Here is a 25,867-nt window from a genome sequence, read left to right on the forward strand (position 1 = left end):
ATGCGCGTTAGGTTCAACGCATGTCTGCCAGCCTGGCCGCATGCCCCGCGATGACCCATTCCTCGTTGGTTGGCAAAACCAATACATCCACCAGGCTTTTTGCTCTGGAGATGCGCGTGATGCCAGCCTGATTGGCGGCAATGTCAAGCTCGACGCCAAGCCAGCGGCTGTCGAGGCATATCCGCTCGCGTACCGGCGTGGCATGTTCGCCGATACCACCGGTGAATACCAGTGCATCGAGTCCGCCCAGCGCCGCCGCCAGCGAACCCATCTCGCGCACAATGCGATAGCAGAACAAATCGACCGCTTCCCTAGCTTCTGTCGTGCCCGAGGCAAGCAGGGTGCGCATGTCCTGCGACAGGCCGGAGACGCCAAGCAGGCCTGATTCCTTGTAGAGCAGATTAGCCAGCGCTGCGGCATCCAGGTGTTCGAACTGCATCAGATAAAGCAGCACGCCGGGATCGATGGCGCCGGGGCGGGTACCCATCATCAGACCATCAAGCGTGCTGAAGCCCATGGTCGTGGCGATGCTGGCGCGCCACTGCATGGCGCACATCGAAGCGCCATTGCCGAGATGGGCGACGATGACCCTGCCATCAGACCGGTCGCCGAGATATTGCGGCAGCCTGCCGGCGATGTACTCGTAGGAAAGGCCGTGAAAGCCGTAGCGGCGCACGCCCTGCGCGCTGATGCGGCGCGGCAACGCAAATGCGCTGGCAAGCCGGGGCTGCGTCATATGGAAGGCGGTGTCGAAGCAGGCGATTTGTGGCACGCCGGGCAACGTTGCGCGCAGTACGTCGATGCCGGCCAGATTGTGCGGCTGATGCAGCGGCGCCAGCGGAATGAAGGTACGCAGGAGTTCGAGCGTTGCATCGTCTATCAGCGCCGGCTGTGAATACTTGTCCGCGCCGTGCACGACGCGATGCCCGACCGCGACGATGCGCCAGCCGGCCTCGTGCGCATGCAGCCAGTCGACAAGAAAGGCAAGTGCGGTTTGATGCTGCCCGTCGCGGCCGTCTGTCGTGACGATGTCGACATTGTCGAGCGTCCGTCCGGCCTTGTCGCTGGCCTTGATATGTGGTCTGGCGCCGATGCCGTCGATCTGTCCGCTGATCTCCGGTTGCTCGGGCAGCGGATCAAGGTTGGAAAACAGCGCGAACTTGATCGACGAGGAACCGGCGTTAAGCGTGAGAATCGACTCGCTCATGAAACAATGGATTTATTGCGTTTGGCATGGACCATCACCACGGCGATCGCGGTCGAGGCAGCACGCGATTCCGCCGAGTCGGCGCGCGAAGTGAGCACGATCGGCACCCTGGCGCCAAGCACGATGCCGGCCGAGAGCGAATCGGCCAGGTATTCGAGCTGCTTGGCCAGCATGTTGCCCGATTCGATGTCGGGCACCAACAGGATGTCGGCCTGGCCGGCAACCGGAGAGTGGATACCCTTGGTCTTGGCCGCCACCAGCGAAATGGCATTGTCGAAGGCGAGCGGGCCGTCGAGAATGCCGCCCGTGATCTGACCGCGGTCGGCCATCTTGCACAGCGCAGCGGCGTCGAGCGTGGCGCGCATTCTCGGGTTGACCATTTCCACCGCGGCGAGAATAGCAACCTTGGGTTGGGCGATCTTGAGCATATGCGCAAGATTGATGGCGTTCTGGCAGATGTCGACCTTGTCTTCCAGCGTCGGTTCGATATTGATTGCCGCATCCGTGATCATCAGCGGTCGCGGGTAACTCGGCACATCCATCACGAAGGCATGGCTGAGGCGGCATGCCGTGCGCAAGCCAAGCGTCTTGTCGACCACGGCAGCCATCAGTTCGTCGGTATGCAGCGAGCCCTTCATCAGCGCCTCGGCCTTGCCTTCGCGTATCAGTTGCACGGCAATTTCGGCGGCAGCGTGACTATGGGGTGCATCAACCAGTTCGCAGCCGGCCAGATCCAGTCCCTGCTGCTCGGCAATGGTGCGGATTTTCCCCTGTTGGCCAACCAGTACCGGGACAATCAGTTTGCGGTCGCGCGCTTCCAGCGCGCCCTTGAGCGATTCGACATCGCAGGGATGGACCACGGCCATCCGGATCGGCGCCAGACCCTGCGTAATGGCCAGCAGATGTTCATAGCGTGAGAGCCGGGTTTCGGCGAGCCGGATTTCCGGCAGCGGCATGGCGGCGCGCCTGACTTTCTCCCGCGGCGCCCTGACCTCGGCGTTGCCGCGAATGACTTCTGCACCATGCTGGTTTTTACAGACGCAGTCAAAAATGATGTGGCGGTTGTGATCGAACTTGCGCTGGCAGGTGACGGTAGCAGTAACGGTATCGCCAATCTTCACCGGGTGCGAGAAATGGATCGACTGGTCGATAAAAATGGTGCCCGGACCAGGCAGGTGGTTGCTGAGCACAGTGCTGATCAGGACGCCGGGCCATAAGCCGTGGCCGATAACTTCGCCGAAGGCGAACGACTTCGCGTATTCGGGATCGAGAAAGGTCGGGTTGTTATCTCCCGACATGATGGCGAAGGTCTGTATATCCTCCGGTCGCAAGGTGCGCGACAGGCTGGCGCTGTCGCCGAGCTTGATCTCGTCGTAGGTGCGATTTTCGATGACGAGGGGGTCGTCTTCTCCGAAGCGACTGGTATTCACTGCGGTATTCCCTGTATGTACGAATGCGTTGATTTTGCAACTTGTACCGGGCAATCACAATGACTACTTATGGCGGGATTGATTTGAGTCAGTATGGTCCGTTGCAGGATGGCAATATTTCCACTTCCCGCTTGCCCACTGTATGCGACAGCCAGAAGCACAAAAGGCGCAGTGTAAAATCGCCCAACGTCAGACTTCATGGTTGTTTTCCTTTCCCATTTCATGCCTTCTCCGCATTTTCCGAGGAACCCGCACGCCTTGCTGTCGCGCAGCATGGCTGCCGTCTGGCACCCCTGCACCCAGATGAAGCAGCACGAACAGCTGCCGCTGCTGCCGATTGTGCGCGGACAGGGTCCCTGGCTTTACGATGCCGATGGCAAGCGTTATTTCGATGCCATCAGTTCCTGGTGGGTCAATCTGTTCGGCCATGCCAATCCGCGCATCAACGCCGCCCTGCGCGAGCAGATGGAAACGCTGGAACACGTCATGCTCGCCGGTTGCACGCATGAGCCGGTAGTGGCCCTTTCCGAGCGGCTCTCGGCGTTGACCGGCGGCACGCTCGGGCATTGCTTCTATGCCTCCGACGGCGCCAGCGCGACCGAGATTGCGCTGAAGATGAGCCACCATTACTGGCGCAATGCCGGACGCGCCCAAAAGCATGCCTTTCTCTGTCTTGAGGGCGGCTATCATGGCGAAACAGTTGGCGCGCTGTCGGTTACCGATGTGCCGATCTTTCGCGATGCCTATGCACCGCTGCTGCGCGCCATCCGTACCGTGCCGTCGCCCGACGCCCGGCATGCAGTTGCAGGTGAAACAGCCGCAGATGTCGCCCGTCTTGCGGCCTCTGCCCTGGAACAGGTACTCGAACGCGAACACGGACATATCGCCGCGCTGATTGTCGAACCGCTGGTCCAGTGCGCCAACGGCTTTGTCATGTACGACCCGGAATATCTGCGCCTTGTGCGTGTTCTATGCGACCGCTACGGCGTACATCTGATTTTCGATGAAATCGCCGTCGGTTGCGGCCGTAGCGGCACTTTCTTCGCCCATGAGCAGGCGCAGGTCAGGCCTGATTTGCTCTGCCTGTCGAAAGGCATTTCCGGCGGCTATCTGCCATTGTCCGTTGTGATGTGCACCGATGCCATCTATCAGGCCTTCTACGACGACTCGGTGGCACGGGGCTTCCTCCACTCGCATTCCTACACCGGCAATCCACTTGCCTGCCGCGCCGCCCTGACCGTGCTCGACATCTTCGAAGATGATGATGTACTGGCGACCAATGCAGAACGCGCGGCTTTTCTCAGCGAACAATTGTTGCCACTACAAGTTCATCCTCACGCGCGGCATTTCAGGCAGCGCGGCATGATCTGGGCCTTCGATGTTACCGATGCGCCAGTCGATTTTTCGCGCCGCTTTTCGGCAGCCGCACTCGAACGCGAATTGTTGTTGCGCCCGATCGGGAATACCGTGTACCTGATGCCGCCCTATGTGCTCGACAAAGAGAGCAGTGCCTGGCTGGCGCAGGGCGTGATCGATACGCTCAATGCCGTGGTGCCGGCATGATCTGGGGGGAGCTGGAAGACAAGCTCGCCGCGCTGGATCAGGAGCAGCAGCTGCGGCGCCGTCGCATCGTCGATTCCCCCTGCGGCACACGGCTGACGGTCGATGGCCCGAGTGACACACATGAGTTGCTGGCCTTTTGCAGCAACGATTACCTCGGCCTCGCCAATGATCCGCAGATCGTTGCCGCGCTGTGCGCAGGCGCGCAACGCTGGGGCGCGGGCAGTGGCGCCGCACATGCGGTGAGCGGCCATTTGCGGCCGCATCAACAACTTGAGGAAGCGCTGGCGCAATTCGTCGGCCTGCCGCGCGCTCTGCTGTTCTCCACCGGCTTCATGGCCAATCTCGGCATCGTACCGGCGCTGGTGGGACGCGGCGACGCGGTATTTGCCGACCGTCTCAATCACGCCTCGTTGATCGATGCCGCGCTGGCCTCGGGTGCGGAACACAAGCGCTATGCGCACAAGGATATCGAAGCGCTGGACAAGCTATTGAAGCTGAGCAGCGCGAAACGCAAGCTGATCCTCACCGATTCGGTGTTCAGCATGGATGGCGATATTGCGCCGCTCGACAAACTGTACGCTCTGGCCGAAACCCACGATGCCTGGCTGGTGATCGACGATGCCCACGGTTTCGGCGTACTCGGCACACATGGCTGTGGCAGTCTCTCGCATTTCAATTTATTGGCATCACCGCGCATTATCTATATGGGCACGCTGGGCAAGGCCGCGGGCGTCGCCGGAGCCTTCGTCGCAGGCGATGCGACGGTGATCGAGTGGCTGCAACAGCGCAGCCGTACCGCAATATTTACCACTGCGCATCCACCGGCAGTCTCCTGCGCCTTGCTGAAAAGCCTGGAACTGATCGCGGCGGGCGCGGCGCGGCGAAAACATTTGCATGCGCTGATCGCCCAGTTAAGGCAGGAACTCGCCCCACTCGCGCTACAGCATGGCTGGCAACTCACGGATTCGCAAATGCCGATCCAGCCGCTGATTGTCGGCAGCAATCGGAACGCGCTCGAGCTTTCCGCTGTTCTGGAAGCGCAAGGCATCTGGGTGCCCGCGATCCGGCCGCCTACCGTGCCGCAGGGCAGCGCGCGGCTGCGCATTTGTCTCTCGGCGGCACACAGCGAAGCAGATGTCGCTGCCCTTATCACAGCGCTGGAGAAATGCGCATGAGTGCCGCCCGCAGGGCCGCCCGCGCAAGCGCGGTAATAAATACACCCCCTCCCGCCCTCCCCCTTCACGAGGGGGAGGTGACTAGTTGCCCCCGCCCTTGGGGCGGGGGACAGGGGGTGGGCGCTTTATGTTCCAGAGGAAAACGCTTGCGTTTCCCCTTCCCGGGGAAGGGGGCTGGGGGGAAGGTATTAAAATGACACTGGCAATTCATGCCAATGGCGATGGCCCCAACCTGACGCTGGTGCATGGCTGGGGCCTGGGCAGCGGAGCGCTGAAGAATATCGCGCAGGCGCTGGGCGAGCACTTCACCGTGAATCGCGTCGACCTGCCCGGCTATGGCGACACTCCACCCATGGCAGCCGGCGGTATCGAAGCGTTCGCCGACGAACTGGCAGCGACCTTGCCGCCACGCGCCATGCTATGCGGCTGGTCGCTCGGCGCCATGGTCTGCCTGGCCTGCGCCGCACGCCATCCACACCTGGTGGCGCGGCTGGTGCTGGTCGGCGCCACGGCGAGCTTCGTCGCGCGGGAAGGTTGGGCGGAAGCAATGCCAGCCGCGCAACTGGATGAGTTCCGTCGCGCACTGTCAACCGACAGCGCACAGTTACTGAAACGCTTTGCCAGCCAGATCCATCAGGGAGGCGCACAGCCGCTTGTGGCGCAGCGCTATCTGCGTAGCGATGATGCGCCTGCGGCAAGCGACGTCGCGCTGCTGGCAAGCCTCGATCTGCTCGCGCAAAGCGATCTGCGGCCTCTGCTCGACGCCGTGCGGCAACCCGTGTTGCTGGTGCATGGCGATGCCGATCCGCTGATGCCGCTCGCGTCAGCGGAACGACTGATGATGGCCCTGCCCGCCGCACGGCTGGAAGTATTCGGCGGCAGCGCTCATGCTCCTTTCGCTTCCGATCCGGCGCGTTTTGTCGACAGCGTGCGGCGCTTTGCCGGACTGCTCGAATGAAGCCGGAAAAACAGCTGGTGAGAAGCGCCTTCGCGCGTGCCGCGCCGCATTACGACGCGGTGGCGGATTTCCAGCGCGAGACGGGCGAACGCTTGTCGGCACAATGCCAAATGGATTCATTGCCAGCCCGCGTGCTCGATGCCGGTTGCGGCACCGGTCACGGTCTGCAGTTAATCGCCGGGCGCTGGCCCAAGGCAGAGATTGTCGCGCTCGATTTCGCCGCGCCGATGCTGCACCAGCTTCCGCCCGGCACGTCAACATTGGCCGTGTGCGGCGATATTGAAGCCTTGCCCCTGATGAATGCCAGTGTCGATCTAGTGTGGAGCAGCCTGGCCATACAGTGGTGCGATACCGGTCGCGTGGCACTGGAGTTCCAGCGCATATTGCGGCCCGGCGGCCATCTTGCCGCGACGACGCTGGGGCCGGATACCTTTGCCGAACTGCGCCGCGCCTTCGTTGGCGTCGATGAGTTTCGCCATACCAACGATTTCATCGATGAAACGCGCCTGCGCACAGCGCTGGGCAGCGCCGGCTTCGACCTGCTGACACTGCGTCGGGTGGGCATGCAACGCCATTATCCCGATCTGCGTTCGTTGCTGGCGAGCGTACGCGAGCTCGGCGCCAGCCACGTCGCCGCGCGAAACCGGCGGCCGGGCCTGATGGGCAAGACTGCCTGGCGCCGCTTTTCCGATAACTTTGAGCGCATGCGCACGTCGTGTGGGCTGCCGCTGACTTACGATACCTACTTTATCCTTGCCCAAAAATGAGTGCCTATTTCGTCACCGGAACCGATACCGGCGTCGGCAAGACCTTCGTCTGCTGCGCCTTGCTGCATCGCTTTGCACAAGCTGGCGCGTCGACAATCGGCATGAAGCCGGTTGCCGCCGGGCTGGATGCCGACGGTTGCAATGAGGATGTTGTGCTGTTGCGCCGCGCTTCGTCCGTGGCTGCCGCGCCTGATCTGGTGAATCCCTTTTCTTTCAGGAATCCAGTCGCGCCGCATCTGGCGGCTGCGGATGAGAATCGGGAAATTCGTTTTGCTCCCATTCATCATGCACTCGACGCCTTGCGCCAACAGGCGGATGTCGTCATCGTGGAAGGCGTCGGCGGTTTTCGCGTCCCGCTCGGCCCCGAAGGCGACAGCGCCGACCTTGCACAAACGCTGGCGCTGCCTGTGATCCTGGTCGTCGGACTGCGCCTGGGTTGTCTCAATCATGCCCTGCTCACGGTGGAGGCAATCCAGACACGCGGCCTGAGACTCGCGGGTTGGGTAGCCAACAGCATCGACTTGGCGATGCCGCAGCGCGCGGAAAACATCGCGACCTTGAGTGAGCTGATTGCTGCACCCCGGCTTGGGATAATGGATTTTCAGATGCCGCTGGATGCGGCACAGGCAGCGAAAAACTTGCTACTTCCCTGACATAATCATCCGTCCGGCGCATGCTGCGGCAACCTGCGCAAACGGGAAATCCCTGGCTTGAGTTGTTTACTTTTTGGCGCAGGGCTCTATAATTCGCGCCTCTTGTTGTGGGGCAACCAACCACACAATCGTCCGGAAAGCAGGGCTGCATCATCAGGCAGCCGCAGGGACGCCAGTTACCGGCCTGTTGTAGTGCGCGACAGCAGGCTTGAGTTTCAAGCGCGGAGCGGTAGTTCAGTTGGTTAGAATACCGGCCTGTCACGCCGGGGGTCGCGGGTTCGAGTCCCGTCCGCTCCGCCAACAACCATGCGGGTTTCCGGAAGGGAGCCCGCTTTTTTTTGTAAGATGATTGTGGAGATGCTAACCGGGCAGGTCGCCGCGGTTCGTGATGACGCCGACGATATTCCTGCGGAGTGACACTTAAAAGTCGAGGGTTTGCTGCCAAACGTCGATGTCGACAATGGGTTTCGAATGGATCGCGTAACCCTTGTCGCGAAACAGTCTCAGGCATGCATCGGCAACATCAGCATCATAGATAGTGCCGCGGCCACGCTCGATTTCGACCAGGGCCATGTCGATCCCAAGCCCGGGCCGGTAGGGTCGATGCGATGACATGGCTTCCACCACATCGGCTACCGCCATGATCCGGGATTCAAGCAGGATCGACTTATCCTTGAGCCTGTGCGGATAGCCGCTGCCGTCCATACGTTCGTGATGTTGTTGCACAACCTTCGCTACCGGCCATGGAAATTCCACATCCTTAAGCACCTCATAACCCGCCTGAGCATGCCCCCGTATCAGTTGATTCTCGATAAAACCGAGTTTGCCGGGCTTGGATAGGATTTCCGATGGGATGTTGATCTTGCCGATATCGTGAAGATAACCGGCAACCCGCAAGCCCTCCAGCCTCTGTGCGTCGAGACCGAGTTCGGCACCGATGGCAACCGCGAGTTCCCCCACTTGGCGTTCATGACCGGCGGTATATGGGTCGCGCATCTCACTCAAGGTCGTTGCCACCTTCACGGTTCCCATTAGTGTGTTTTTCAACTGCGATATGTAGTGTTGAATCGCGATTTCGGCATGCCTTTTCTCCGATATATCCTGCATCATGCCGATGATGGCAGGACGCCCCCGGTAATTTGCAATACTGCTGTGGGCGCCACAATCGAAGCTGGATCCGTTCTGGCGCAGTGCGGTGAAGCAAAAATTGGTACTCGGCGAATCGCCCATGAGCAGTCGCTTATTTCTTTCTGCGATATTGGTGCGATCCTTTTCGGCCGTCAGTCGAATGCTGTCCAGACCGATTACTTCGTGTTCGCTGTTGTAGCCGCACATTTGGGCAAAGCGCGGATTAACGTAAGCAAATTTATCATCCTGAATGATGTAACTTCCCGCGATTGATTGTTCAACCAGGCAGCGAAACTGTTCTTCCTCGGCGCGTGACTTGTCTTCGGCCTGTTTATGCTGCAGGTTGCGCTCGAAAATGTCGAGCGCATAGGAAATGTCTGCGGCCATTTCAGTCAACAGGTTGCGCGTTGTTTCGTCGAAAACATTGAGCTTGTCAGAAAAAAGGATAAGCGCACCAATAACAATTCCATTCTTATGCAACGGCAGCGAGGCAGTAGCAGCCAGTTTGCGGCGCAACAGAAACTCATGCCAGGGAGCAACCAACGGGTTGTTCGAGACATCCTGACACCAGAAGGGTTTGCCTTCCCGGATGGAAATGCCGGCCGGACCTCGCTCAACCAGACTGGCGGGGTCCGCGGAGATAATCAGGTTTCCCAGAAAATCTGCGTCATCACCATAACTGGCGGTGCGCCGCAACCGAAGCGTTGCGGGATCGGTAATGACAACCCATGCCGATTTCATGCCGCCGGCCAGCACGACAGCACGACAGACCAGTTGGAACAGCGCTTCCTCGCTGCTACAGCGAACAATAGCCTGGTTGCATTGAGCCAGCGCTGCGTATAGCCGGTTCACTTGTTGGGTGTCTGGCCCGGCTTCCCTTTGTTCGCTGTACGACTGATCCGGAATAGACTTTTTTATGATCTGCAGCAACGAGGGCCAGATTGTGACCGTAATGGCAAGCGATAACGGAACGGTGATGACTTTAAGCAGGGCTATTAGCCGGTACAGTGGTCCCCACGATTCTGCGCCGGTGCCTACCAGGTAGGAGATGCCATAAACCATGATAAGAGCGGTCAATAGCCAGGGCAGCCAAGGATAAGAGGCGTTTTTGTTGCGGCTGCGGCGGGCAAAATAAACCAGGGCCAACGGCATTGAAAAATATGAAAGAAAAATTACGGTATCGTTGATAACGAAAGCCCACAGCATGGACGGTGGCCAATTGACGCAACAATCGTGGGCGATATAGTCGTTTGCTGCCAGCAGTCTGCTAAATTCATCAAACATGTTTTGGCTCTTGCTGTTAGGTTGTTTAACCCCGAAATTTTATGGACCAGATCGGCAGAAATATGAGGCTAACCCGGAATTCACGATTTGAACTGGATTTCGTCGTTACGAAAAGCGGTTGTGCTGTGAAGAATTCGAAATACACTTTAGAACAGATCGCTTTCGCTTGTTTCAGGATTTGAGCGACTATTAAGTCCTTAATCCTTGATCTCGAATATCTCCCCGATCTGGCACTTGAACAAGCGGCAAAGCTTTTTGATCGCACCGAGCCACGCGTTCCGCCAGCTCGCAGCACAAATGCGGTACGCCAGGCGCTTCTATGCGCCAGAAGTGCTGGATGACATGGAGGGTGCGCCAGCCGGGATACGCAGTTGTTCCTTCATCACTGGAACGGACAGCGGCGAGTTCCGGGCAATTGTTCGCGCCATGGCATAGATGAATGCTTCAATTTCAATTGCGGGCGCCACATGGTTGACGATGCCCATTCGCTCCAGGCGGCCAGCAGGAATCGGCTGGACAATAAACACGGCATTTTCCTGGCGATGTGGATTTGTGCCGTGTTCAGGAATGTGAACAGGCCAGAGACGTTATAGACACACCGCTAAACCTTCAAGCAATAGCGTGGTTACAAGGGGGGTTGTCCGCGAATGACCCTGAGCAGAACCACCACAATCGCGACTACCAGGAGGATGTGAATGAATCCCCCAAGGGTGTAGGAAGTGACCAGGCCAAGCAACCATAAAATGATCAGTACAACGGCTATCGTATAAAGCATGGGGGTACCTCTTTAGGTTAGCGACCAATGCATCTCGCTGCCCGGCAACGACGGAAGTCATTGACGTTGCCGGGGTTGATTAATCCTGGCCGAAGCGAACTTTGGCATCGCTTATGCACAGATCCTTGGTGGCGCCAGCCAGGGCCTGGCACTTCTCTTTGGCCACCGCATAGTCGGCAGCGCGTTCATCTGCCGCCGCATCGTTGTGCGCATCAACTGCCTTGTCCATAGCCTTCACATTTGCAGCGGACGATTTCTCGATCGCCACGGCGTCGGCTTTCGATGTCTTCATCTGCGCCTTGGCATCGGCTATTGCATGGACTTTGACAGCTTTTGCTTCTTTTACACAAACATCCTTGTCGTTCCCTGCCTTGTCGTCGCATTTCTCGATGGCTACCGAATAATCGGCATCGGCTCTGGCAACGCGTTCTTCGTAGCGGGTCTTGACACTGGGTTTGTATTTATCTTCAAGCGCGGCCTTGGCGACGCTCTTCTTTCCCTTGGCATCGGCGACACAGATGTCTTTGGCATTGCCCGCGAGTGAATCGCATCCCGCCTTGGCTGACTTGTAATCGGTATCGATGCCATTTTCCAGGGATTCGTATTGCTGCTTCGACATGCCTTCGGCCATTGCCCCAGTGGTAAAAGCAAGGCCGATGGCAAGCACAATGGTGTTGATATTGAGGTTTTTCATGTTTTATCCTATTGAGTTAAATAAGGTTTCAGTTGTTGGAACGCTTCATGTCTATCTGTCTCGTCATTTTGAGATTAGGGCGGCATATATTCATTGTCCGTCTGGTACCGCACATAACGGATGCATTGTTGACATCCTTCACTTTGGGGTCTGTAGTTCGATGGGCTTGCACATAGAAACGGCATTTGGCTCCGTTATTGGGCTAAATCAGGCAGTTCTGTCTCATTTTCCCCACGCCCATATGCAGCGGTTTGCGTCTACGTGCGCTAACGCACCGAAGGCACATCGGCATATCCTTATACGTATCCGTTCTGCGAAAAGACATCGTGTCCGGCACTTTCCAGCATCGTCTGATTGCATAACCTTTAAAGGAAACGTCATGAAAAAATTCAATAAACTCGCAATTGCAATTGCAATGCTCGGCTGTAGCGTTTATGCCGTTCCCTCTATCGCCAGCGATTTTGCCGGGCCTTACGTCGGTGCCGGCATAGGAGTCGGCAGCGATAGGGCATCCGGTTCCGTATCTACTGACTACGAACACGCACTTGCTGGCGGAGTGGAGGGTGGTTATAACTGGGACATTGGTAACAGTCGCTGGCTGTTCGGTCTGGATGCCTTCTATGATCAGACCAGAAGCGAGAGCCGAAATAGCACGGTTGGATCGATCGATTTCGGCGACAAGGCGTATGGTGTAGATGGCAAGATCGGTTACGCGATGGGCAATTTTCTGCCGTATTTCAAGCTCGGCTATGGTCGAATCAAGGGTACGAACGACGCAGACGGATACAGCGAAAATGGTCCGCGCCTGGGCCTGGGCGCCGAATGGAAGTTTGCCGACCACTGGAGCCTCAGCGAAGAAGCAATCCGCATGAACGGAAGGAGCGATACAAGCGACACCAAGTTGACCAACATTTCCCTGCTTTTTTCCTTGAAATATTACTTCGCCAGCCAGAGGCCGGTTGCTGCAGCGCCGATTGCTGCGGCACCCGCCTATGAACCGCCCCCCACCCCCACCCCCACCCCCGCCCCAGTAAAGTCTGAACCGGCACCACGCTTCGAGCACTACACACTATCGGCCACCGAACTGTTCGCGTTCGATAGTGCCGTGCTGAGCCAGTCGCAGCCCAAACTTGACGAAATTGCCACGGCGCTGAACAACGATATCGCCATCGACAATGTGGTAATTACCGGCTACACGGATCGCATTGGTTCGAACAAGTACAACAACAAGCTCTCCCTACGTCGCGCCGAAGCCGTTAAAGCCTATCTGGTGAACAAGGGCATCAACCCCAGCCGTTTGAGTGCAGAGGGCAAGGGCGAAGCCAACCCGGTGGTGGAATGCAAGCAAACCAAGCGGGCCGAGCTCATCAAGTGCCTGGAACCCAACCGTCGCGTCGAAGTCGAGCAGATCACAATCAAGCGTCGCGTCGATTAAGCAGTTCAAGTTCCACAACAAGCCAGCCGCAAGGCTGGCTTTTTTTATGAGCTCTGTTCGTTGGAGCACATACATTGACAACAATAAGCTGTATATATTCAGAATGAATTTTGGTACATGAAGACAAGAACGATGAAGCAATTCTGCTTGACCAGGGTAATGATCGGCCGGCTACGTTTATCAGTGGCCGTTCTGATTGTTGCGTTTGTCGGCGGCTGCGCCTCGTTGCCGCCGGGATCCGATTTTCCGAAGACAATTTCCACCGCCTACGCTTACCCGGAGCAGACCAGGCTTGGCCGGCAGTTTGCAGATGCGGCAATTAAACATGACGGCAACTCGGGATTTCGCATCATTTCGGTCGGCGCCGACGGCTTCCTGACCCGGATGCAAATGATTAATGCTGCCGAACGCACGCTCGATCTGCAATATTTCATTTTTCGCGGCGATGAAACCGGCAAGCTATTGACCGATGCAGTGCTGCGCGCAGCAGATCGCGGCGTGCGGGTGCGGGTGCTGATTGATGACGGTGAAACAGTGGCAGGCGACGACCAGATTTCGGCGCTTGCGGCGCATCCATCGATCGAGATTCGAATCTTCAATCCATTCGCGTATCGTGGCAGTAGCATGCTGTTTCGAGCCATCGAGTTCATGATTAACAACTCCCGGCTCGACTACCGGATGCACAATAAATTGCTTGTCATAGACAATACCGTAGCGCTTGTCGGCGGACGCAATATCGGCGATCAATACTTTCAGATCGACCCCGACTCGCAGTTCGCCGATGACGACGTGTTTGCCGCCGGCCCTGTCGCCCAAGGGCTGTCGAGAACCTTCGACGAATACTGGAACAGCGCCCTGTCGATTCCGGCTGAAGCGCTTTCCGGAAAAAAGACCTCTCATGCGGCCCTGAACGATCATCGCGAGGTATTGAGCGATCAGGGCCAGCAATTAAAGAAGGACGGCGTCGACTATGCGAAGCGTGTCGCGAACGGAGAACCCTTAAACGGAATGATCTCCGGTCGTCTGCCACTGGTCTGGGCACATGCGCAACTGGTCTGCGACAGCCCCGACAAAAAGAAAGTGGAAAACGGCGCGATGGTGGGCAGGCTGATGCATCGGGCAGTGGCCGATGCCACTGGTGCGGTGCAGTCCGAGCTACTGATGGTCACGCCTTACCTGATCCCCGGAAAAGAAGGCATGCAGTTGTTTAAAGGCCTGCGCCAACGCCAAGTACGTGTCCGTATCCTGACCAGTTCCCTCGAATCATCGACGGTGTTGCCGTCACAGGCCGGCTACATGCATTATCGGGTGCCCCTGCTGGAGGAAGGCGTGGAACTCTACGAGATCCGCTCACTGCTGGGCAACGCGCGCGGCAGCGGCCAGACCGCGTCAATGTCGCGCTATGGAAACTATTCCCTGCACGCGAAACTGTTTGTATTTGACCGCAAGAAACTGTTCATCGGCTCGATGAACTTCGATCAACGGTCCATGCATCTGAACACCGAAATCGGTTTGATCATAGACAGTCCAGAGCTGGCGCAACAGGTTACCGCACGTTTTGATGCCATGGTGCAGCCTGCCAATTCCTACATGCTGGCATTGCGTCCGAACGGATCCGGGGGTAGGTCAAGTTTGGTGTGGCGCACCCAGGAAGACGGCAAGGTCGTTGAGTACGACATCGAACCGGCACGGAGTAACTGGCAGCGATTCAACGTCAATATTTTATCGCTGTTGCCAATGGACAAGGAGTTATGAACATGCGATTGATTATGAGTTCAATACTGATACTGGGGTTCTTGCTGGCACCGACTGCACGGGCGGAACCAGCGACCAGTGTGCAGATAGAAGTCAATTTTCTGCTGGGCTATGTCGAGGGGACCGGATGCGAGTTTTATCGCAACGGCAGCTGGTACGACTCGAAAGCAGCGCAGGTGCATTTACGCGACAAATACAAATATCTCGTGGCAAGAAATCTGATCAATACTACCGAAGACTTTATTGCGCGGGCTGCCACTGAAAGCAGTTTCAGCGGCCAACCCTATGTGGTGAGGTGCAATGGCGGCGCAACGATCACGAGCAGTCAATGGCTGCGCGATGAACTTGCGCGTCTGCGGACTTATTGATCATGGATAAGCAGTTCACCACGGCGACACGGCGGAAACACAAGGCATGGCAGGCATGCGGTGCCTCACCCATCGGGTGAAACGAGGTTCATTGGCAAGCTTTCGATTTTCCGCCGTCCCACGGGGATCCCACAGGGATTCCCTGTGGTCATTTCCTCTGCTCATGCCCGCCGTGTCGCCGTGGTTCAAATGAGGTTTTCAGGATCAATTTTCCGAGAACCCGGTATTTGCTGTTCGTGGAATTCAGCGAACCAGCAGAAAATTCTCCCCAAAATAGTGGACAGAGTTACTATGGTAATTTTACACTTGTAGTCGTCTTATCGACTATTGACTCAGTTGTAACCGAGTCACCAAGGTGCGCGTTCATACAACTTAATGTAATTACACGTGTTTATGGGTTTATCGCTAGTTGCTGCTCGAATCTGTCTTCTACGTATAACACGCAATATATTGCTTTTTTATTTTTATTGTGTACTATACAGCCATGTACTATAATTCGTGTACTATAGTACATGTTTCCGGTTGGCAAGCTGCACGCAGCAAGTTTCAAGGTACCTAACTGTCAATAATAGAAGAGGAGCACGATCAAATGGTCCCGACACTGAAGGACATCCTGGCCCGCTGTGAAGCGCTGTTCGAGGATTTGCATTTCAATGCAGTAAAGGAATGGAAAGCGGCCGTTCCCGGCCGCAAGGCGATTGGCTACATGCCGGTCTACGTTCCGCGCGAGATCATACATGCAGCAGGCATGCTTCCAGTTGGAATCTTCGGCGGCGGCGACCAAATGGAGGTGATCCAGGGTGACGCCTACTACCAAAGCTACATCTGCCGCATCCCGCGCTCCACGTTGGAGTTGGGCCTGACCGGCCGGCTTGACTGCCTGGATGGCATGCTCTTCCCCTCGACCTGCGACGTCATACGCAATCTCTCGGGAATGTGGCAGATCCTGTTCAAGGACAAGTACGTCCGCTACATCGACGTCCCGCAAAACTACCTCGACCAGGTAGGCGGCGATTTCTACATTCACGAGATGCAGGTGTTGCGCGAGGATCTGGCCAAGATCGCCGGCAAGCCGATCACCGACGCGGCGTTGAACGCCTCCATCGCCATATACAACGAGAACCGTCGCGCGGTCCAGGACTTATACGCGTACCGCACCCAGAAGCCCTGGCAGGCGCCGACCTCGGAAGTTTATCTGCTCATCCGCGCCGGCATGGTGCTGCCACCCGAGGAGCACACCCAGCTCGTCCGCGACTACATCGCGGCAGTCGACAAGGAGGACCGCCCCAAGCGCGACAAGGCGCGCGTGGTTCTTACCGGTTCGTTCTGCGAGCAGCCGCCCCTCTCCCTGATCAAGTCGATCGAAATGGCCGGATGCTACGTGGTCGACGACGATTTCGGCCTTGTCATGCGTTGGCTGATGGACGAAGTTCCCGCCAACGGAAATCCGCTCGAAGAACTCTCCAAAGCTTTTTTGCACCGCTCGGCGCAGCAGGCCTCGAAGTACGACGAAAAGAAGGAGGACAAGGGCAAGTACCTCCTGCACCAAGTCAAGCAGGGCGGTGCAGAGGGCGTGATATTCGCCGCCGCTTCGTTCTGCGATCCGGCGCTGCTTGAGCGGCCGATGCTGCAAGAGATACTCGCCAAGCACAAGATTCCGTACACCGCGTTCAAGTTCTCGGAGAACACGGGCCAGATGGCCCCGATCCGCGAACAGGCCGGCACTTTCGCCGACTCGATCAAACTCTGGAGCGACTCATGAATACGACTGTCCAAATAACACCTCCGCAAGCCTCCCAAAAGCCCACGCCAGCGGTCCAGAAAGAGGACGCGATGTGGCTGCAGAAGGAGATGATCAACCGGAACTACAGCGAGCTCGCCAGCGCGCACGAGAATGGCAAGAAGGTCGCTGCGACCTTCGTGCCGGGCAATCTCAATGAACTCGTCATGTGCTTCGACTTCGCCCGCAGCCTGCCCGAGACCAACGCGTTACAGAACGGCATGAGGAAGAAGTCCGGCAAGTTCATCCTCGACGCCGAGCGCGACGGACATTCCGAGGACGTGTGCACCTACGTCAAGTCGGATCTGGGCATGATGCTGGGCGGCGAGATCGGTCCCACGGGCGAGAAGCTGCCCACGCCCGACCTGTTGCTGCTCTCGTACACCGGCTGCTTCACGTTCATGAAGTGGTTCGAGCTGGTGCGGCAGAAATACAACTGTGAAACCGTCATGCTGCACACGCCCTACCAGGGCGACGGCAAAATCTCGCAGAGCATGCGCGACTACGTGGTGAAGCAGTTGAAGGAAACCGTGATCCCGACGATGGAGCGCGTCTCGGGCGTGAAGTTCGACATCGACCGGCTGCGCCAGTACATGAAGGAATCCGTCAAGGCTGAGGATGACCTGGTGAAGGTGCTGCAATCGGCCAAGAACCGGCCCTCTCCCATCGACGGCTACTTCGGCGCCGTGTATTACATCGGGCCGATCTTCACTGCATTCCGCGGCACCCCTGAGGCGACACAGTACTACGACATTCTGCGCAAGGAGATCGAAGAGCGCGTGCGGAACAAGAAAGGTCCGATCACGCCTGAGGGCGAGATGGCCGAGGAGAAATACCGGCTGGTAGTTGAAGGTCCGCCCAACTGGACCAGCTTCCGCGAATTCTGGAAGATGTTCTATGACGAGGGCGCGGTAGTCGTAGCGAGCACCTATTCGAAGGTTGGCGGCGTCTACGATTTCGGCTTCCGGCACGATCCGGATCATCCTTTGGAGTCGCTCGCGGACTACTGCCTGGGCTGCTACACCAACATGAACTTCCCGCAGCGCATCGAGATGATCTGCAAGTACATGGACGAGTACGAGGCCGACGGTTTGCTGATCAACTCGATCAAGAGCTGCAACAGCTTCTCCGCCGGCCAGCTCCTCATGCTGCGCGAAGTCGAGAAGCGTACCGGCAAGCCGGCCGCCTTCATCGAGTCCGACCTTGTCGATCCGCGCTACTTCTCCGCCGCGAACATCAAGAACCGGCTGGAGTCGTATTTCCAGATGATCAAGCAGAAGCGCGCCGTCGCGGGCGTCGCCACTGCCCACTGAACCGCGAGGAGATAGTTATGCGTTGTTTCATCGGCATCGACCTCGGATCCACCACCACGAAAGCCGTGGCGATCGACGAGCATCAGAACATCATCGGCCGCGGCATCACCAACTCGCGCTCCAACTACGACACTGCCGCAAAGATCGCCAAACAGGAAGCTCTGGTCAATGCCCGCTTCTACCTATTCCGGCAGGCACTCTCGCAGTCGCATGCGCTCAACGGCGCACTGGAGGATTTTCTCGCCCAGCTCGAGCGCGACTTTCGGCTTGAACAGTTCCTGGTGCAGCTCGCCGACCTGGAAGCCACCTGCCTGCGCAATGCCGAAGGTTCACGTTTCGGCGATTCGAGCAAGGCAGTGCTTGCCGCGTTGGGCGAATTATTCAAACGGCTGCGCAGCGAGGCGCCCAGTCTCTTCGCTCCGGGAGCCAAGCGCAAGTCGGACTTCTTCCGTGACATCGCCGGCAGCCGCTACCTCGCGCTCGGCGAACAAGTCGCCAAGGAAGCCGGCATACGCTACGACATGCTGCTCAACGTCTTCGACCGTTCCATCATCGAAGTCGAGAACCGCGACTATGGCGATGCGATCAGCAGCAATCTGCTTGCCGCCCTCGACCGCACCTTCATCGCCCTGCCCGACACCTTGAGCCGTGCCGACGCCATACGCGCGCCGATCCGCTCGGTGCTGGACACCGAACTGGAGGAAACCTACATCATCGGCACGGGCTACGGCCGCGCGCGGCTGCCCTTTTCCAAGGAGCATATCCGCTCGGAGATCCTTTGCCACGGCCTGGGCGCGCACATGATGCATGAAGGCACGGCGACCGTGCTCGACATCGGCGGCCAGGATACCAAGGCGATCCAGGTCGACAAGCACGGCATCGTCGAGAGCTTCCAGATGAACGACCGCTGTGCGGCGGGCTGCGGGCGCTACCTGGGCTACATCGCCGACGAGATGAACATGGGTTTGCACGAACTGGGGCCACTGGCGATGAAATCGACCAAGAACGTGCGCATCAACTCGACCTGCACGGTGTTCGCCGGTGCCGAGCTGCGCGACAGGCTGTCGCTGGGCGAGAAGCGCGAAGACATCATGGCCGGGCTGCACCGCGCCATCATCCTGCGCGCGATGTCCATCCTGGCGCGCTCGGGTGGAATCCGCAACGAATTCACCTTCACCGGCGGCGTGGCGAAGAACGAAGCCGCAGTGAAGGCACTCAGGGACCTCGTCAGAGAAAACTACGGCGAGATGACGCTTAACATCAATCCGGACTCGATCTTCACCGGAGCGCTCGGCGGCGCGACATTCGCCTACCGCGCGGTGGTCGAAGAAGGCAAGACCGCGGAGGCACGCGAATGACTACTACGACGATCGGCATCGATATCGGCTCAGGCGCCGTCAAGACCGTGCTGTTCAGGCAGGACGGCAACAAGACCGAGTGGCTCGCCAAGCGCGTCGAGCGCATCCGCCAGCGCGATCCGCAGGAACTTGCGCTCACAGGCTACAGCGAAGTCCTCGAGGAAGCGCGGTTGAAGCCTGCTGACGTGCAGTACACCGCCACAACCGGAGAAGGCGAGAACGTCAAATTCGCCACCGGACACTTCTATTCGATGACCACCCATGCCCGCGGCGCCATATACCTCTGCCCTCCGGCCCGCGCCGTGGTCGACGTGGGGGCGTTGAACGGCCGCGCCATCTTCATCGACGAGCGCGGCAAGGTGCTCGCCTCGAAGATGACCAGCCAGTGCGCGTCAGGCTCGGGCCAGTTCCTCGAAAATATCGCGCGCTACCTCGGTGTGGCCATCGAAGAGATCGGTCCATTGTCGCAGTCCTCGCAGAATCCCGAAAAGCCCAGCTCGATTTGCGCCGTGCTCGCCGAGACAGACGTCATCAACATGGTCTCGCGCGGCATCGCCACGCAGGACATCCTGAAAGGCATCCATCTCTCGATGGCATCGCGACTGGCAAAACTGCTGAAAGTGACCGGCATCACCCAGGGTACTGTGCTCCTCACCGGAGGCCTCGCGCTGGACACCGGCCTGCTCGCCGCACTCCAGGAAGAGCTCGTTAATGAGAAGATCACCGGGATAGAGGCCGTGAACAATCCCGATTCGATCTGTGCCGGGGCGATCGGCGCAGCCCTCTGGGGGGCGTTCCGTTACGAGAAATTGCGTCAGCTCGAGCACCGGGCTGCAACTTGATACTTGAGGATATTTCCTGTGGATAATATTGAACAGCAACAAGTAAAAGTAAGCGGCATGATGATGCGTCGACTCACTGCGCAGGATTTCGATGCGGTCATCGCACTGGATGCAGAAGCCATCGGTCATCCCCGCACTTCCTATTTCGAACGGCGTTTGAAGACTGCACTGTCGCAGTCCGATCTTCACATTCAGTTCGCTGCCGAACACGACGGCAAACTGGTGGGATTCATCATGGCGCGCCTGATGCAGGGACAGTTCGGTCGCGCCGAACCGGCACTGAGACTCGAAGCGATTGGCGCTGCATCGGGTAGGCATGGGCAGCACATCGGTTCGGCACTGCTATCCAAGCTTGAAAATGAAGCAAGACGCCTCAAGGTGACCGAAATCCGTACTACAGCATCCTGGCGTGATCACGCGATCATGCAGTTCTTCGACCACGCAGGCTTCGAGCTGGGAGACGATCTTGTCGTCGACTGTCATGTAAGAGATCACCGGCTTGAGTTGCATGAAGACAATAAAGTCCCTGCCCCGCCTTATCTCACTGGATTTTCGAGCACCGAAACTGATTACAGCGCGTCTCACAGCAATGATTTTGAGGCGCTCGCACGTGACAAGATGGACTTGCGCACGCTGAAGGCCGAAGACATGTATGACATTGTTCGCATAGACAAGAGGATCACTGGCCGCCGGCGGGAGGCCTATATCTATGAACTGGTAGATGAGGCAATGAATGATTCTGCCGTGCGTGTTTCACTGATCGCGCGCGTTGATGGCATAGCTGCTGGTTACGTCATGGCGCGTACCGATTTTGGGGATTATGGCCGCGCAGAACCCGTGGCAATATTGGACACCATTGGCGTAGACCCTGATTATTCACACCAAGGCATAGGCCACGCGCTGCTATCGCAACTATTTGTCAATCTTGACGGGCTACGTGTCGAGAAAGTCGAGACCGCTGCTGCTCGTAAGCATTTCAAACTGCTCGGGTTCTTCTACGATGTAGGATTCAGGCCCTCGCAGCGGCTTGGCTTTATAAAACGAGTGGGTTAAGACTGGCGCCTCCTGCCGGAATTACAACTACGCGACTCCAGTGGCCACGGCCAGCAATAGCCGACCGTGGCATGGTAATGCAAAAAGCATTGTGCATTGCGCACCGCAAAATCGGTCACCGCTTAGGATACCCAAAAGGCCTTGATCACCCCACAGGTGAGCAAGGCCGTTATTACCCAAATGTTTTAGCGGTTACGATCATGATCCCGGTTGTCGCCTTGGTGGTCGTTACCATGATTCCTACGCTCATCTTGCCTGCCGTTGCCACGATTATCCTGGCGATCAGGATCGCTGTTTCCGATAGCGTGGGACGTACTCACGGTTGTACCAGTTATCCCGCACAAAGAAGACCCGCTCGCCGCAGGCGTTGTACTCGCGGCAGTGCCTGTTCCAATGCTTTCGATGGCCCGGGGGTACCCGCAAATAGACTGGCGGGCGGTCCATCTCTACCCGCTCGATAATCATCGGCCGACGATAGATCACTTGCGGCTGTGGATAGTCGCCGATGTCGAGCCGCCCGTAGAAGTGAGGGTCACCAACGCTGATCGAGACACCAACGTCGGCAGCAAGCGCCGGCGTGATGAGGGTAGCAGCAGCTAACGCCGCTGTAATAAGGAAACGTTTCATGTTGGTTCTCCTGTTGTTATTGATTCTGATTCGAGGACCTTTATTGCAAGCGTTGTCACTGAAAGTAAAAGACCGGCCTCGATCCTGTAGGAACAGGGGCCGGCCCGCGCAGGCATGACCTGCGCCCCGTGTGCAGGATCTTTGCCTTGAACCGGATTCCTAGTCATCATTCTTGATCTGGATATTGTTCGTGACCGAAGTTACACCTTTGACCTCGCGTGCAATTGAAGCAGCCTTGTCTGCGTCTTCCTGGGTTCTGGCAGTTCCGCTCAATACCACTGCGCCCCTGGAGTCGGTATCGACCTTGACATGCACCAGCGTTTTCATCTTTTCGTCGGCCAGCATGGATTTGATTTTGGTCGTAATGACAGAATCCTTGACGAATGTGATGGGATGCGAGCGATCCGCGTCTCGATCTTCGGCATGGGCCGCAAGGGGGGAGAGCAGAGTGGCAATGACGAAACAGCTTGTCGCGAACTGGATTTTCATGATCTGTGCTTTCTTGGTTAGTAGGAGGCACCGACGTTCCTCCTGTCCTGGGAGAACGTCTGTTCGCTGGCACACATAGAGCAAGGCGGAAGATTTTCCCACGAGAAAACAGGCAGTCGCATTCTGTTCGGTAGCGCACAGAAGAGTATGGCTTATCGGTGCATCATAAAAATAGTCAGGCTCATGAGTGCATCCATTTTCCGAGGCCGACTCCTAATCCATTTTCCACAAGAGGGCATTCATCATGATCAGAAGAATTTTCGTGCCGCTGCTCGCGGTGCTATTCCTGGCCGGCAACGTTGTGGCCCTTACTGCCTGCAACACTGTTGAAGGAGCGGGCAAGGATATTCAGAAGGGCGGTGAAGCAATCAAGGACGAAGCACAAGAGCACAAGAACTATTAAGTGTTAGCTGTTCCCCCAGCGTTGTTATCGCCATCGACAGCAACTTCAAAACCACTGAAAGGAACCAAAAATGTCCAATATTCGACGCAATTTTCTTAACCTACTCCTCGTGACCGCCGCAACTCTCTCCCTGGGAGCGCTTGGCAGTCGGGCAAATGCAGCAACTGCTGAAGACTTGGACAAGGACTCCGCCCAGGCTCTGCAAACCTTGTACAAATCCAACCCCACCGCTGAAACCATTGGGAAGAAAGCCAGGGCAATACTGGTGTTCCCCAAGATCATTAAGGCCGGCCTTGTATTTGGTGGCGCCTATGGCGAAGGAGTCTTGATGAAGGGTACGCACGTCGCCGACTATTACAACTCTGTCTCCGCCTCCTGGGGTTTGCAGGCAGGTGCCGAATCATTCGGCTACGTCGTATTCCTTATGAACGACAAAGCTGTGAATTATCTCGACAAGTCGAAGGGCTGGGAAATCGGTGTTGGACCGACGGTGGTCGTCGTAAATGAAGGCGTTGCGAAGAATCTGTCAACGACGACAGCGAAAGACGATGCCTACGCCTTCATTTTCGACCAGCAGGGACTCATGGCCAGCCTCAGCATCGAGGGTACCAAGATATCCCGCATCAGGCGTTGATCCCGGGAAAAACGGTTAACCACGGCGACACGGTGGGCACGGCGATAACGAAGCAAGTCTTGATTTTCTCTGTGCCCTCTGTAATGAAAGCTTTTGGCTTCCGCCGTGTTCGCCGTGTCCCGTGGTAAAAATATTTTTAGAGTTCCCATGACTAAATTCGGCAAGAATCTCGCAGCAGGATTAGCGGCAATCCTTTTGGTCGCGACACTGTCCGCATGCCAAAAGCAGGAAGGTCCGGCAGAGCGCGCGGGCAAGGACATCGACAAGACAATGGATGATGCCGGGCAGCACATTGAAAAAGCCGGTCAGAATATCCAGGACGCTGCAAAAGACGAGAAGAAAGAATGAGTATCCGTATTCGCAATTGATCATGCCTTGTCCAGGATGTGCTCAACATGAGGCATAACAGAACAAGTAACGCATCTCGATGAAATCCGGGTCTGCCGCTTCGCCGGCGGCTGCGGCGGCTCGCGCCGTACCATTAGAAGCCGAGCAAGACCAGATCAGCCAGAATATCGAGGCCGTCCTGGAGTTCCACTCGTGTGAAGAGCAAAAAAATCAGCCGCTCGCAGCGCATCCTCGAACGCATCAGTAATTTAACCTGAAAACCTCATTTGAACCACGGCGACACGGCGGGCATGAGCAAAGGAAATGACCACAGGGAATCCCTGTAGGATCCCCGTGGGACGGCGGAAAATCAAAAGCTTGCCAATGGACTTCGTTTCACCCGATGGGTGAGGCACCGCATGCCTGCCATGCCTTGTGTTTTCGCCGCGTCGCCGTGTTCACCGTGGTGAACTGCTTCTTCAGACGGGCTGTCCGAGCCTACCGCAGCGTCGCCCCAACCTTGATCAGTTTATGATGGGCGGATGACACCAAGTTCACGAAGGTGCACCAAGAACTTCAAATTCAATATTGTTTTTTCCTGGTGATACCTGGTGTCCTTGATGCCTCGGCGGTGAGAGATTCGATGCTATACATCAGTATTGCTTTGACAGAATACTACTCTGCTGGAGAATCCGCGTTCGTTGGCTCGACCAGTGCGCTGCTCCACTCATTGAGCAGCCGATACCCCACCGCCAGCAGCGTCGGGCCGAGAAATACTCCGATCAGGCCGAAGCTCACGACCCCACCCAGCACCCCCAGGAACACCAACACGAATGGCATGCTGGAACCCCGGCTGATGATCAGGGGCTTGATGATGTTGTCGACCATGCTGACAATGAAGAAGCCCCACAGCACAACAAAGATTGCCCAGCCTGTGTCACCCTGCTGGAATAACCACAGCGCGGCACCGATCCAGATCAGCGGCGGGCCGACCGGAATTATGGAGAGAAAGAAAGTGGCAAGCCCCAGCAGCAGCGCTCCGGGAACCCCGGCGATGGCAAAGCCGATCCCTGCCAGCACGCCCTGCGCAAGGGCAGTGCCAAGAATGCCATAGACCACGCCGGTCACGGTGTTGCTCGCGATCTCCAGCAGATATCGCCCACGTTGTCCCGCGACTCTGGACGCCACGGCAATCGCGCGTCGATCGACTTCCTCGCCATCGCGGAACAGGAAGAAGGCAATGAACACGCTGAGCGTGAGTTGCATCAAGCCGGAGCCCAATGTTTTGCCTGCCGCCAGCAAGGCGTGCTGCGCGGACGGCAGCAGGCGCTGGAGTTCATCGGTCAGCCTGCTGCTGTCGTGGGCAAGATTTTGCCAGTAGTCGCTCAAGCTCGCACCTACCAGCGGAATTTGGATGAGCCAAGCGGGGGCATCGGGAAGCCCTCTTTCCAGCTGGCCGCCGATGGCCGCTGACAGTTGCGTCGCATTGTCGACCAGTCCCAGAGTCACCACGGCGAATGGCGCGATCATCACCAGGGAAACCACGCAGGTCATGGCCAGCGCGGAAAAATTGCGGCGGTGACCTAACCACCTGTCCAGATGTGCAAATGCCGGCCAGGTAACCGACACCAGAATTACCGCCCACAATAGCGCGGTGAGGAAAGCATGCAGCACCACAACGCAGCCGACAATCAGTAGCGCGAGGGCGGCAAAACCGAGATATCGGTCGGAATCTGAGGGCTGCATGAAAACTCCGGTGTTCGCGGCGGGCCGAATGAGAGCTGATTATAGGCGTGGAGTACCCGCTGCTATGTGTGCCAGCATACAGACGCGCCGCCGGAAGGCCTGT

26 protein-coding genes and 1 tRNA gene are annotated in these 25,867 nt (G+C 57.5%); 17 read left to right on the forward strand and 10 right to left on the reverse strand.

Annotation, left to right across the window (positions count from 1 at the left end):
- Window positions 1-13: 13 nt before the first annotated feature.
- Complete coding sequence (locus tag K5E80_RS04470; protein ID WP_220635031.1) at window positions 14-1,207, reverse strand: acetate/propionate family kinase; 1,194 nt, start codon at window positions 1,205-1,207, stop codon at window positions 14-16.
- Window positions 1,204-2,637, reverse strand: coding sequence for a bifunctional enoyl-CoA hydratase/phosphate acetyltransferase (locus K5E80_RS04475; protein ID WP_220635032.1), 1,434 nt, complete (start codon window positions 2,635-2,637; stop codon window positions 1,204-1,206). Before K5E80_RS04475 ends, K5E80_RS04470 begins: the two co-directional genes overlap by 4 nt.
- A 222-nt stretch (window positions 2,638-2,859) precedes the next feature.
- Here K5E80_RS04475 and bioA point away from each other — a divergent pair, with 222 nt between their 5' ends.
- The 6 genes from bioA to K5E80_RS04505 all read left to right on the forward strand — a co-directional run bounded on the left by bioA (window position 2,860) and on the right by K5E80_RS04505 (window position 8,053).
- A complete protein-coding gene (bioA, locus tag K5E80_RS04480) occupies window positions 2,860-4,200 on the forward strand; it encodes an adenosylmethionine--8-amino-7-oxononanoate transaminase (RefSeq protein ID WP_220637225.1) in 1,341 nt (446 codons plus the stop codon).
- Window positions 4,197-5,375, forward strand: a complete 1,179-nt coding sequence (gene bioF / locus K5E80_RS04485; protein ID WP_220635033.1) for an 8-amino-7-oxononanoate synthase — start codon at window positions 4,197-4,199, stop codon at window positions 5,373-5,375. Before bioA ends, bioF begins: the two co-directional genes overlap by 4 nt.
- Window positions 5,376-5,568: 193 nt before the next feature.
- Complete coding sequence (locus tag K5E80_RS04490; protein ID WP_220635034.1) at window positions 5,569-6,333, forward strand: alpha/beta fold hydrolase; 765 nt, start codon at window positions 5,569-5,571, stop codon at window positions 6,331-6,333.
- Window positions 6,330-7,100, forward strand: a complete 771-nt coding sequence (bioC, locus tag K5E80_RS04495; RefSeq protein WP_220635035.1) for a malonyl-ACP O-methyltransferase BioC — start codon at window positions 6,330-6,332, stop codon at window positions 7,098-7,100. The genes K5E80_RS04490 and bioC overlap by 4 nt, the downstream gene beginning before the upstream one ends.
- On the forward strand, window positions 7,097-7,753 hold the full coding sequence (gene bioD, locus K5E80_RS04500; RefSeq protein WP_220635036.1) for a dethiobiotin synthase: 657 nt from the start codon (window positions 7,097-7,099) through the stop codon (window positions 7,751-7,753). Before bioC ends, bioD begins: the two co-directional genes overlap by 4 nt.
- 223 nt (window positions 7,754-7,976) lie before the next feature.
- Window positions 7,977-8,053 (forward strand) — tRNA-Asp (locus K5E80_RS04505).
- Window positions 8,054-8,173: 120 nt separating this feature from the next.
- On the opposite strand, the gene K5E80_RS04510 is transcribed toward K5E80_RS04505, so the two are convergent.
- The 5 genes from K5E80_RS04510 to K5E80_RS04525 all read right to left on the reverse strand — a co-directional run bounded on the left by K5E80_RS04510 (window position 8,174) and on the right by K5E80_RS04525 (window position 11,634).
- Window positions 8,174-10,165 (reverse strand): HD domain-containing phosphohydrolase, encoded by a 1,992-nt coding sequence (locus tag K5E80_RS04510; protein ID WP_220635037.1) that lies wholly within the window; start codon window positions 10,163-10,165, stop codon window positions 8,174-8,176.
- A gap of 197 nt (window positions 10,166-10,362) precedes the next feature.
- Window positions 10,363-10,476, reverse strand: coding sequence for a helix-turn-helix domain-containing protein (locus tag K5E80_RS17120; RefSeq protein ID WP_425514550.1), 114 nt, complete (start codon window positions 10,474-10,476; stop codon window positions 10,363-10,365).
- A 6-nt stretch (window positions 10,477-10,482) separates the two neighbouring features.
- Window positions 10,483-10,692: a Clp protease/crotonase-like domain-containing protein gene (locus K5E80_RS04515; protein ID WP_220635038.1), complete on the reverse strand. Its 210-nt coding sequence runs from the start codon at window positions 10,690-10,692 to the stop codon at window positions 10,483-10,485.
- 98 nt (window positions 10,693-10,790) lie between these two features.
- The gene (locus K5E80_RS04520; protein WP_220635039.1) at window positions 10,791-10,940 is read right to left on the reverse strand and encodes a lmo0937 family membrane protein; all 150 of its coding nucleotides are present in this window, start codon (window positions 10,938-10,940) and stop codon (window positions 10,791-10,793) included.
- Window positions 10,941-11,019: 79 nt separating this feature from the next.
- Complete coding sequence (locus tag K5E80_RS04525) at window positions 11,020-11,634, reverse strand: hypothetical protein (RefSeq protein ID WP_220635040.1); 615 nt, start codon at window positions 11,632-11,634, stop codon at window positions 11,020-11,022.
- A gap of 379 nt (window positions 11,635-12,013) precedes the next feature.
- Here K5E80_RS04525 and K5E80_RS04530 point away from each other — a divergent pair, with 379 nt between their 5' ends.
- The 8 genes from K5E80_RS04530 to K5E80_RS04565 all read left to right on the forward strand — a co-directional run bounded on the left by K5E80_RS04530 (window position 12,014) and on the right by K5E80_RS04565 (window position 21,538).
- A complete protein-coding gene (locus K5E80_RS04530; RefSeq protein ID WP_220635041.1) occupies window positions 12,014-13,069 on the forward strand; it encodes an OmpA family protein in 1,056 nt (351 codons plus the stop codon).
- Window positions 13,070-13,252: 183 nt separating this feature from the next.
- On the forward strand, window positions 13,253-14,824 hold the full coding sequence (locus K5E80_RS04535; RefSeq protein WP_220635042.1) for a phospholipase D family protein: 1,572 nt from the start codon (window positions 13,253-13,255) through the stop codon (window positions 14,822-14,824).
- 14 nt (window positions 14,825-14,838) lie between these two features.
- The gene (locus tag K5E80_RS04540; protein WP_220635043.1) at window positions 14,839-15,192 is read left to right on the forward strand and encodes a YfeK family protein; all 354 of its coding nucleotides are present in this window, start codon (window positions 14,839-14,841) and stop codon (window positions 15,190-15,192) included.
- Window positions 15,193-15,781: 589 nt separating this feature from the next.
- Entirely contained in the window at window positions 15,782-16,954 is a 1,173-nt protein-coding gene (gene bcrC, locus K5E80_RS04545; protein ID WP_220635044.1) for a benzoyl-CoA reductase subunit C, read from the forward strand.
- Window positions 16,951-18,285, forward strand: coding sequence for a benzoyl-CoA reductase subunit B (bcrB, locus tag K5E80_RS04550; RefSeq protein ID WP_220635045.1), 1,335 nt, complete (start codon window positions 16,951-16,953; stop codon window positions 18,283-18,285). The genes bcrC and bcrB overlap by 4 nt, the downstream gene beginning before the upstream one ends.
- A gap of 17 nt (window positions 18,286-18,302) precedes the next feature.
- Complete coding sequence (bcrA, locus tag K5E80_RS04555) at window positions 18,303-19,643, forward strand: benzoyl-CoA reductase subunit A (protein ID WP_220635046.1); 1,341 nt, start codon at window positions 18,303-18,305, stop codon at window positions 19,641-19,643.
- Window positions 19,640-20,485 carry a benzoyl-CoA reductase subunit D gene (gene bcrD / locus K5E80_RS04560; RefSeq protein WP_220635047.1) on the forward strand — a complete coding sequence of 282 codons (846 nt, stop codon included), beginning with the start codon at window positions 19,640-19,642 and terminating at the stop codon, window positions 20,483-20,485. Before bcrA ends, bcrD begins: the two co-directional genes overlap by 4 nt.
- An 18-nt stretch (window positions 20,486-20,503) precedes the next feature.
- Window positions 20,504-21,538, forward strand: coding sequence for a GNAT family N-acetyltransferase (locus K5E80_RS04565; RefSeq protein ID WP_220635048.1), 1,035 nt, complete (start codon window positions 20,504-20,506; stop codon window positions 21,536-21,538).
- A gap of 282 nt (window positions 21,539-21,820) precedes the next feature.
- Here K5E80_RS04565 and K5E80_RS04570 read toward each other — a convergent pair whose 3' ends face one another.
- Window positions 21,821-22,165, reverse strand: coding sequence for a hypothetical protein (locus K5E80_RS04570; RefSeq protein WP_343213228.1), 345 nt, complete (start codon window positions 22,163-22,165; stop codon window positions 21,821-21,823).
- A 159-nt stretch (window positions 22,166-22,324) separates the two neighbouring features.
- Complete coding sequence (locus K5E80_RS04575) at window positions 22,325-22,654, reverse strand: BON domain-containing protein (protein ID WP_220635049.1); 330 nt, start codon at window positions 22,652-22,654, stop codon at window positions 22,325-22,327.
- Window positions 22,655-22,898: 244 nt separating this feature from the next.
- Between K5E80_RS04575 and K5E80_RS04580 the strand changes: the two genes are divergently transcribed.
- From K5E80_RS04580 to K5E80_RS04590, 3 genes are all read left to right on the forward strand, one after another.
- Window positions 22,899-23,057: an entericidin A/B family lipoprotein gene (locus K5E80_RS04580; protein WP_220635050.1), complete on the forward strand. Its 159-nt coding sequence runs from the start codon at window positions 22,899-22,901 to the stop codon at window positions 23,055-23,057.
- Window positions 23,058-23,127: 70 nt separating this feature from the next.
- Window positions 23,128-23,691: a lipid-binding SYLF domain-containing protein gene (locus tag K5E80_RS04585; RefSeq protein WP_220635051.1), complete on the forward strand. Its 564-nt coding sequence runs from the start codon at window positions 23,128-23,130 to the stop codon at window positions 23,689-23,691.
- Window positions 23,692-23,784: 93 nt separating this feature from the next.
- Window positions 23,785-24,039, forward strand: a complete 255-nt coding sequence (locus K5E80_RS04590) for a hypothetical protein (protein ID WP_246590864.1) — start codon at window positions 23,785-23,787, stop codon at window positions 24,037-24,039.
- A gap of 654 nt (window positions 24,040-24,693) precedes the next feature.
- Here the strand turns inward: K5E80_RS04590 and K5E80_RS04595 are convergent.
- Complete coding sequence (locus K5E80_RS04595; RefSeq protein WP_220635052.1) at window positions 24,694-25,764, reverse strand: AI-2E family transporter; 1,071 nt, start codon at window positions 25,762-25,764, stop codon at window positions 24,694-24,696.
- Window positions 25,765-25,867 lie beyond the last annotated feature (103 nt).

Source organism: Georgfuchsia toluolica (genome assembly GCF_907163265.1).
GTDB lineage: Bacteria > Pseudomonadota > Gammaproteobacteria > Burkholderiales > Rhodocyclaceae > Georgfuchsia > Georgfuchsia toluolica.

What these genes read in the sequence shown, in the direction of transcription:
- bioC (WP_220635035.1), top strand. Translation starts at nt 6,330, where the DNA reads ATGAAGCCGGAAAAACAGCTGGTGAGAAGCGCCTTCGCGCGTGCCGCG.
- bioA (WP_220637225.1), top strand. Translation starts at nt 2,860, where the DNA reads ATGCCTTCTCCGCATTTTCCGAGGAACCCGCACGCCTTGCTGTCGCGC.
- bcrB (WP_220635045.1), top strand. Translation starts at nt 16,951, where the DNA reads ATGAATACGACTGTCCAAATAACACCTCCGCAAGCCTCCCAAAAGCCC.
- K5E80_RS04575 (WP_220635049.1), bottom strand. Translation starts at nt 22,654, where the DNA reads ATGAAAATCCAGTTCGCGACAAGCTGTTTCGTCATTGCCACTCTGCTC.
- K5E80_RS04530 (WP_220635041.1), top strand. Translation starts at nt 12,014, where the DNA reads ATGAAAAAATTCAATAAACTCGCAATTGCAATTGCAATGCTCGGCTGT.
- K5E80_RS04595 (WP_220635052.1), bottom strand. Translation starts at nt 25,764, where the DNA reads ATGCAGCCCTCAGATTCCGACCGATATCTCGGTTTTGCCGCCCTCGCG.
- bcrC (WP_220635044.1), top strand. Translation starts at nt 15,782, where the DNA reads ATGGTCCCGACACTGAAGGACATCCTGGCCCGCTGTGAAGCGCTGTTC.
- bioF (WP_220635033.1), top strand. Translation starts at nt 4,197, where the DNA reads ATGATCTGGGGGGAGCTGGAAGACAAGCTCGCCGCGCTGGATCAGGAG.
- K5E80_RS04580 (WP_220635050.1), top strand. Translation starts at nt 22,899, where the DNA reads ATGATCAGAAGAATTTTCGTGCCGCTGCTCGCGGTGCTATTCCTGGCC.
- bcrA (WP_220635046.1), top strand. Translation starts at nt 18,303, where the DNA reads ATGCGTTGTTTCATCGGCATCGACCTCGGATCCACCACCACGAAAGCC.
- K5E80_RS04470 (WP_220635031.1), bottom strand. Translation starts at nt 1,207, where the DNA reads ATGAGCGAGTCGATTCTCACGCTTAACGCCGGTTCCTCGTCGATCAAG.
- K5E80_RS04490 (WP_220635034.1), top strand. Translation starts at nt 5,569, where the DNA reads ATGACACTGGCAATTCATGCCAATGGCGATGGCCCCAACCTGACGCTG.
- K5E80_RS04540 (WP_220635043.1), top strand. Translation starts at nt 14,839, where the DNA reads ATGAGTTCAATACTGATACTGGGGTTCTTGCTGGCACCGACTGCACGG.
- K5E80_RS04510 (WP_220635037.1), bottom strand. Translation starts at nt 10,165, where the DNA reads ATGTTTGATGAATTTAGCAGACTGCTGGCAGCAAACGACTATATCGCC.
- K5E80_RS04520 (WP_220635039.1), bottom strand. Translation starts at nt 10,940, where the DNA reads ATGCTTTATACGATAGCCGTTGTACTGATCATTTTATGGTTGCTTGGC.
- bcrD (WP_220635047.1), top strand. Translation starts at nt 19,640, where the DNA reads ATGACTACTACGACGATCGGCATCGATATCGGCTCAGGCGCCGTCAAG.
- bioD (WP_220635036.1), top strand. Translation starts at nt 7,097, where the DNA reads ATGAGTGCCTATTTCGTCACCGGAACCGATACCGGCGTCGGCAAGACC.
- K5E80_RS04525 (WP_220635040.1), bottom strand. Translation starts at nt 11,634, where the DNA reads ATGAAAAACCTCAATATCAACACCATTGTGCTTGCCATCGGCCTTGCT.
- K5E80_RS04585 (WP_220635051.1), top strand. Translation starts at nt 23,128, where the DNA reads ATGTCCAATATTCGACGCAATTTTCTTAACCTACTCCTCGTGACCGCC.
- K5E80_RS04570 (WP_343213228.1), bottom strand. Translation starts at nt 22,165, where the DNA reads ATGAAACGTTTCCTTATTACAGCGGCGTTAGCTGCTGCTACCCTCATC.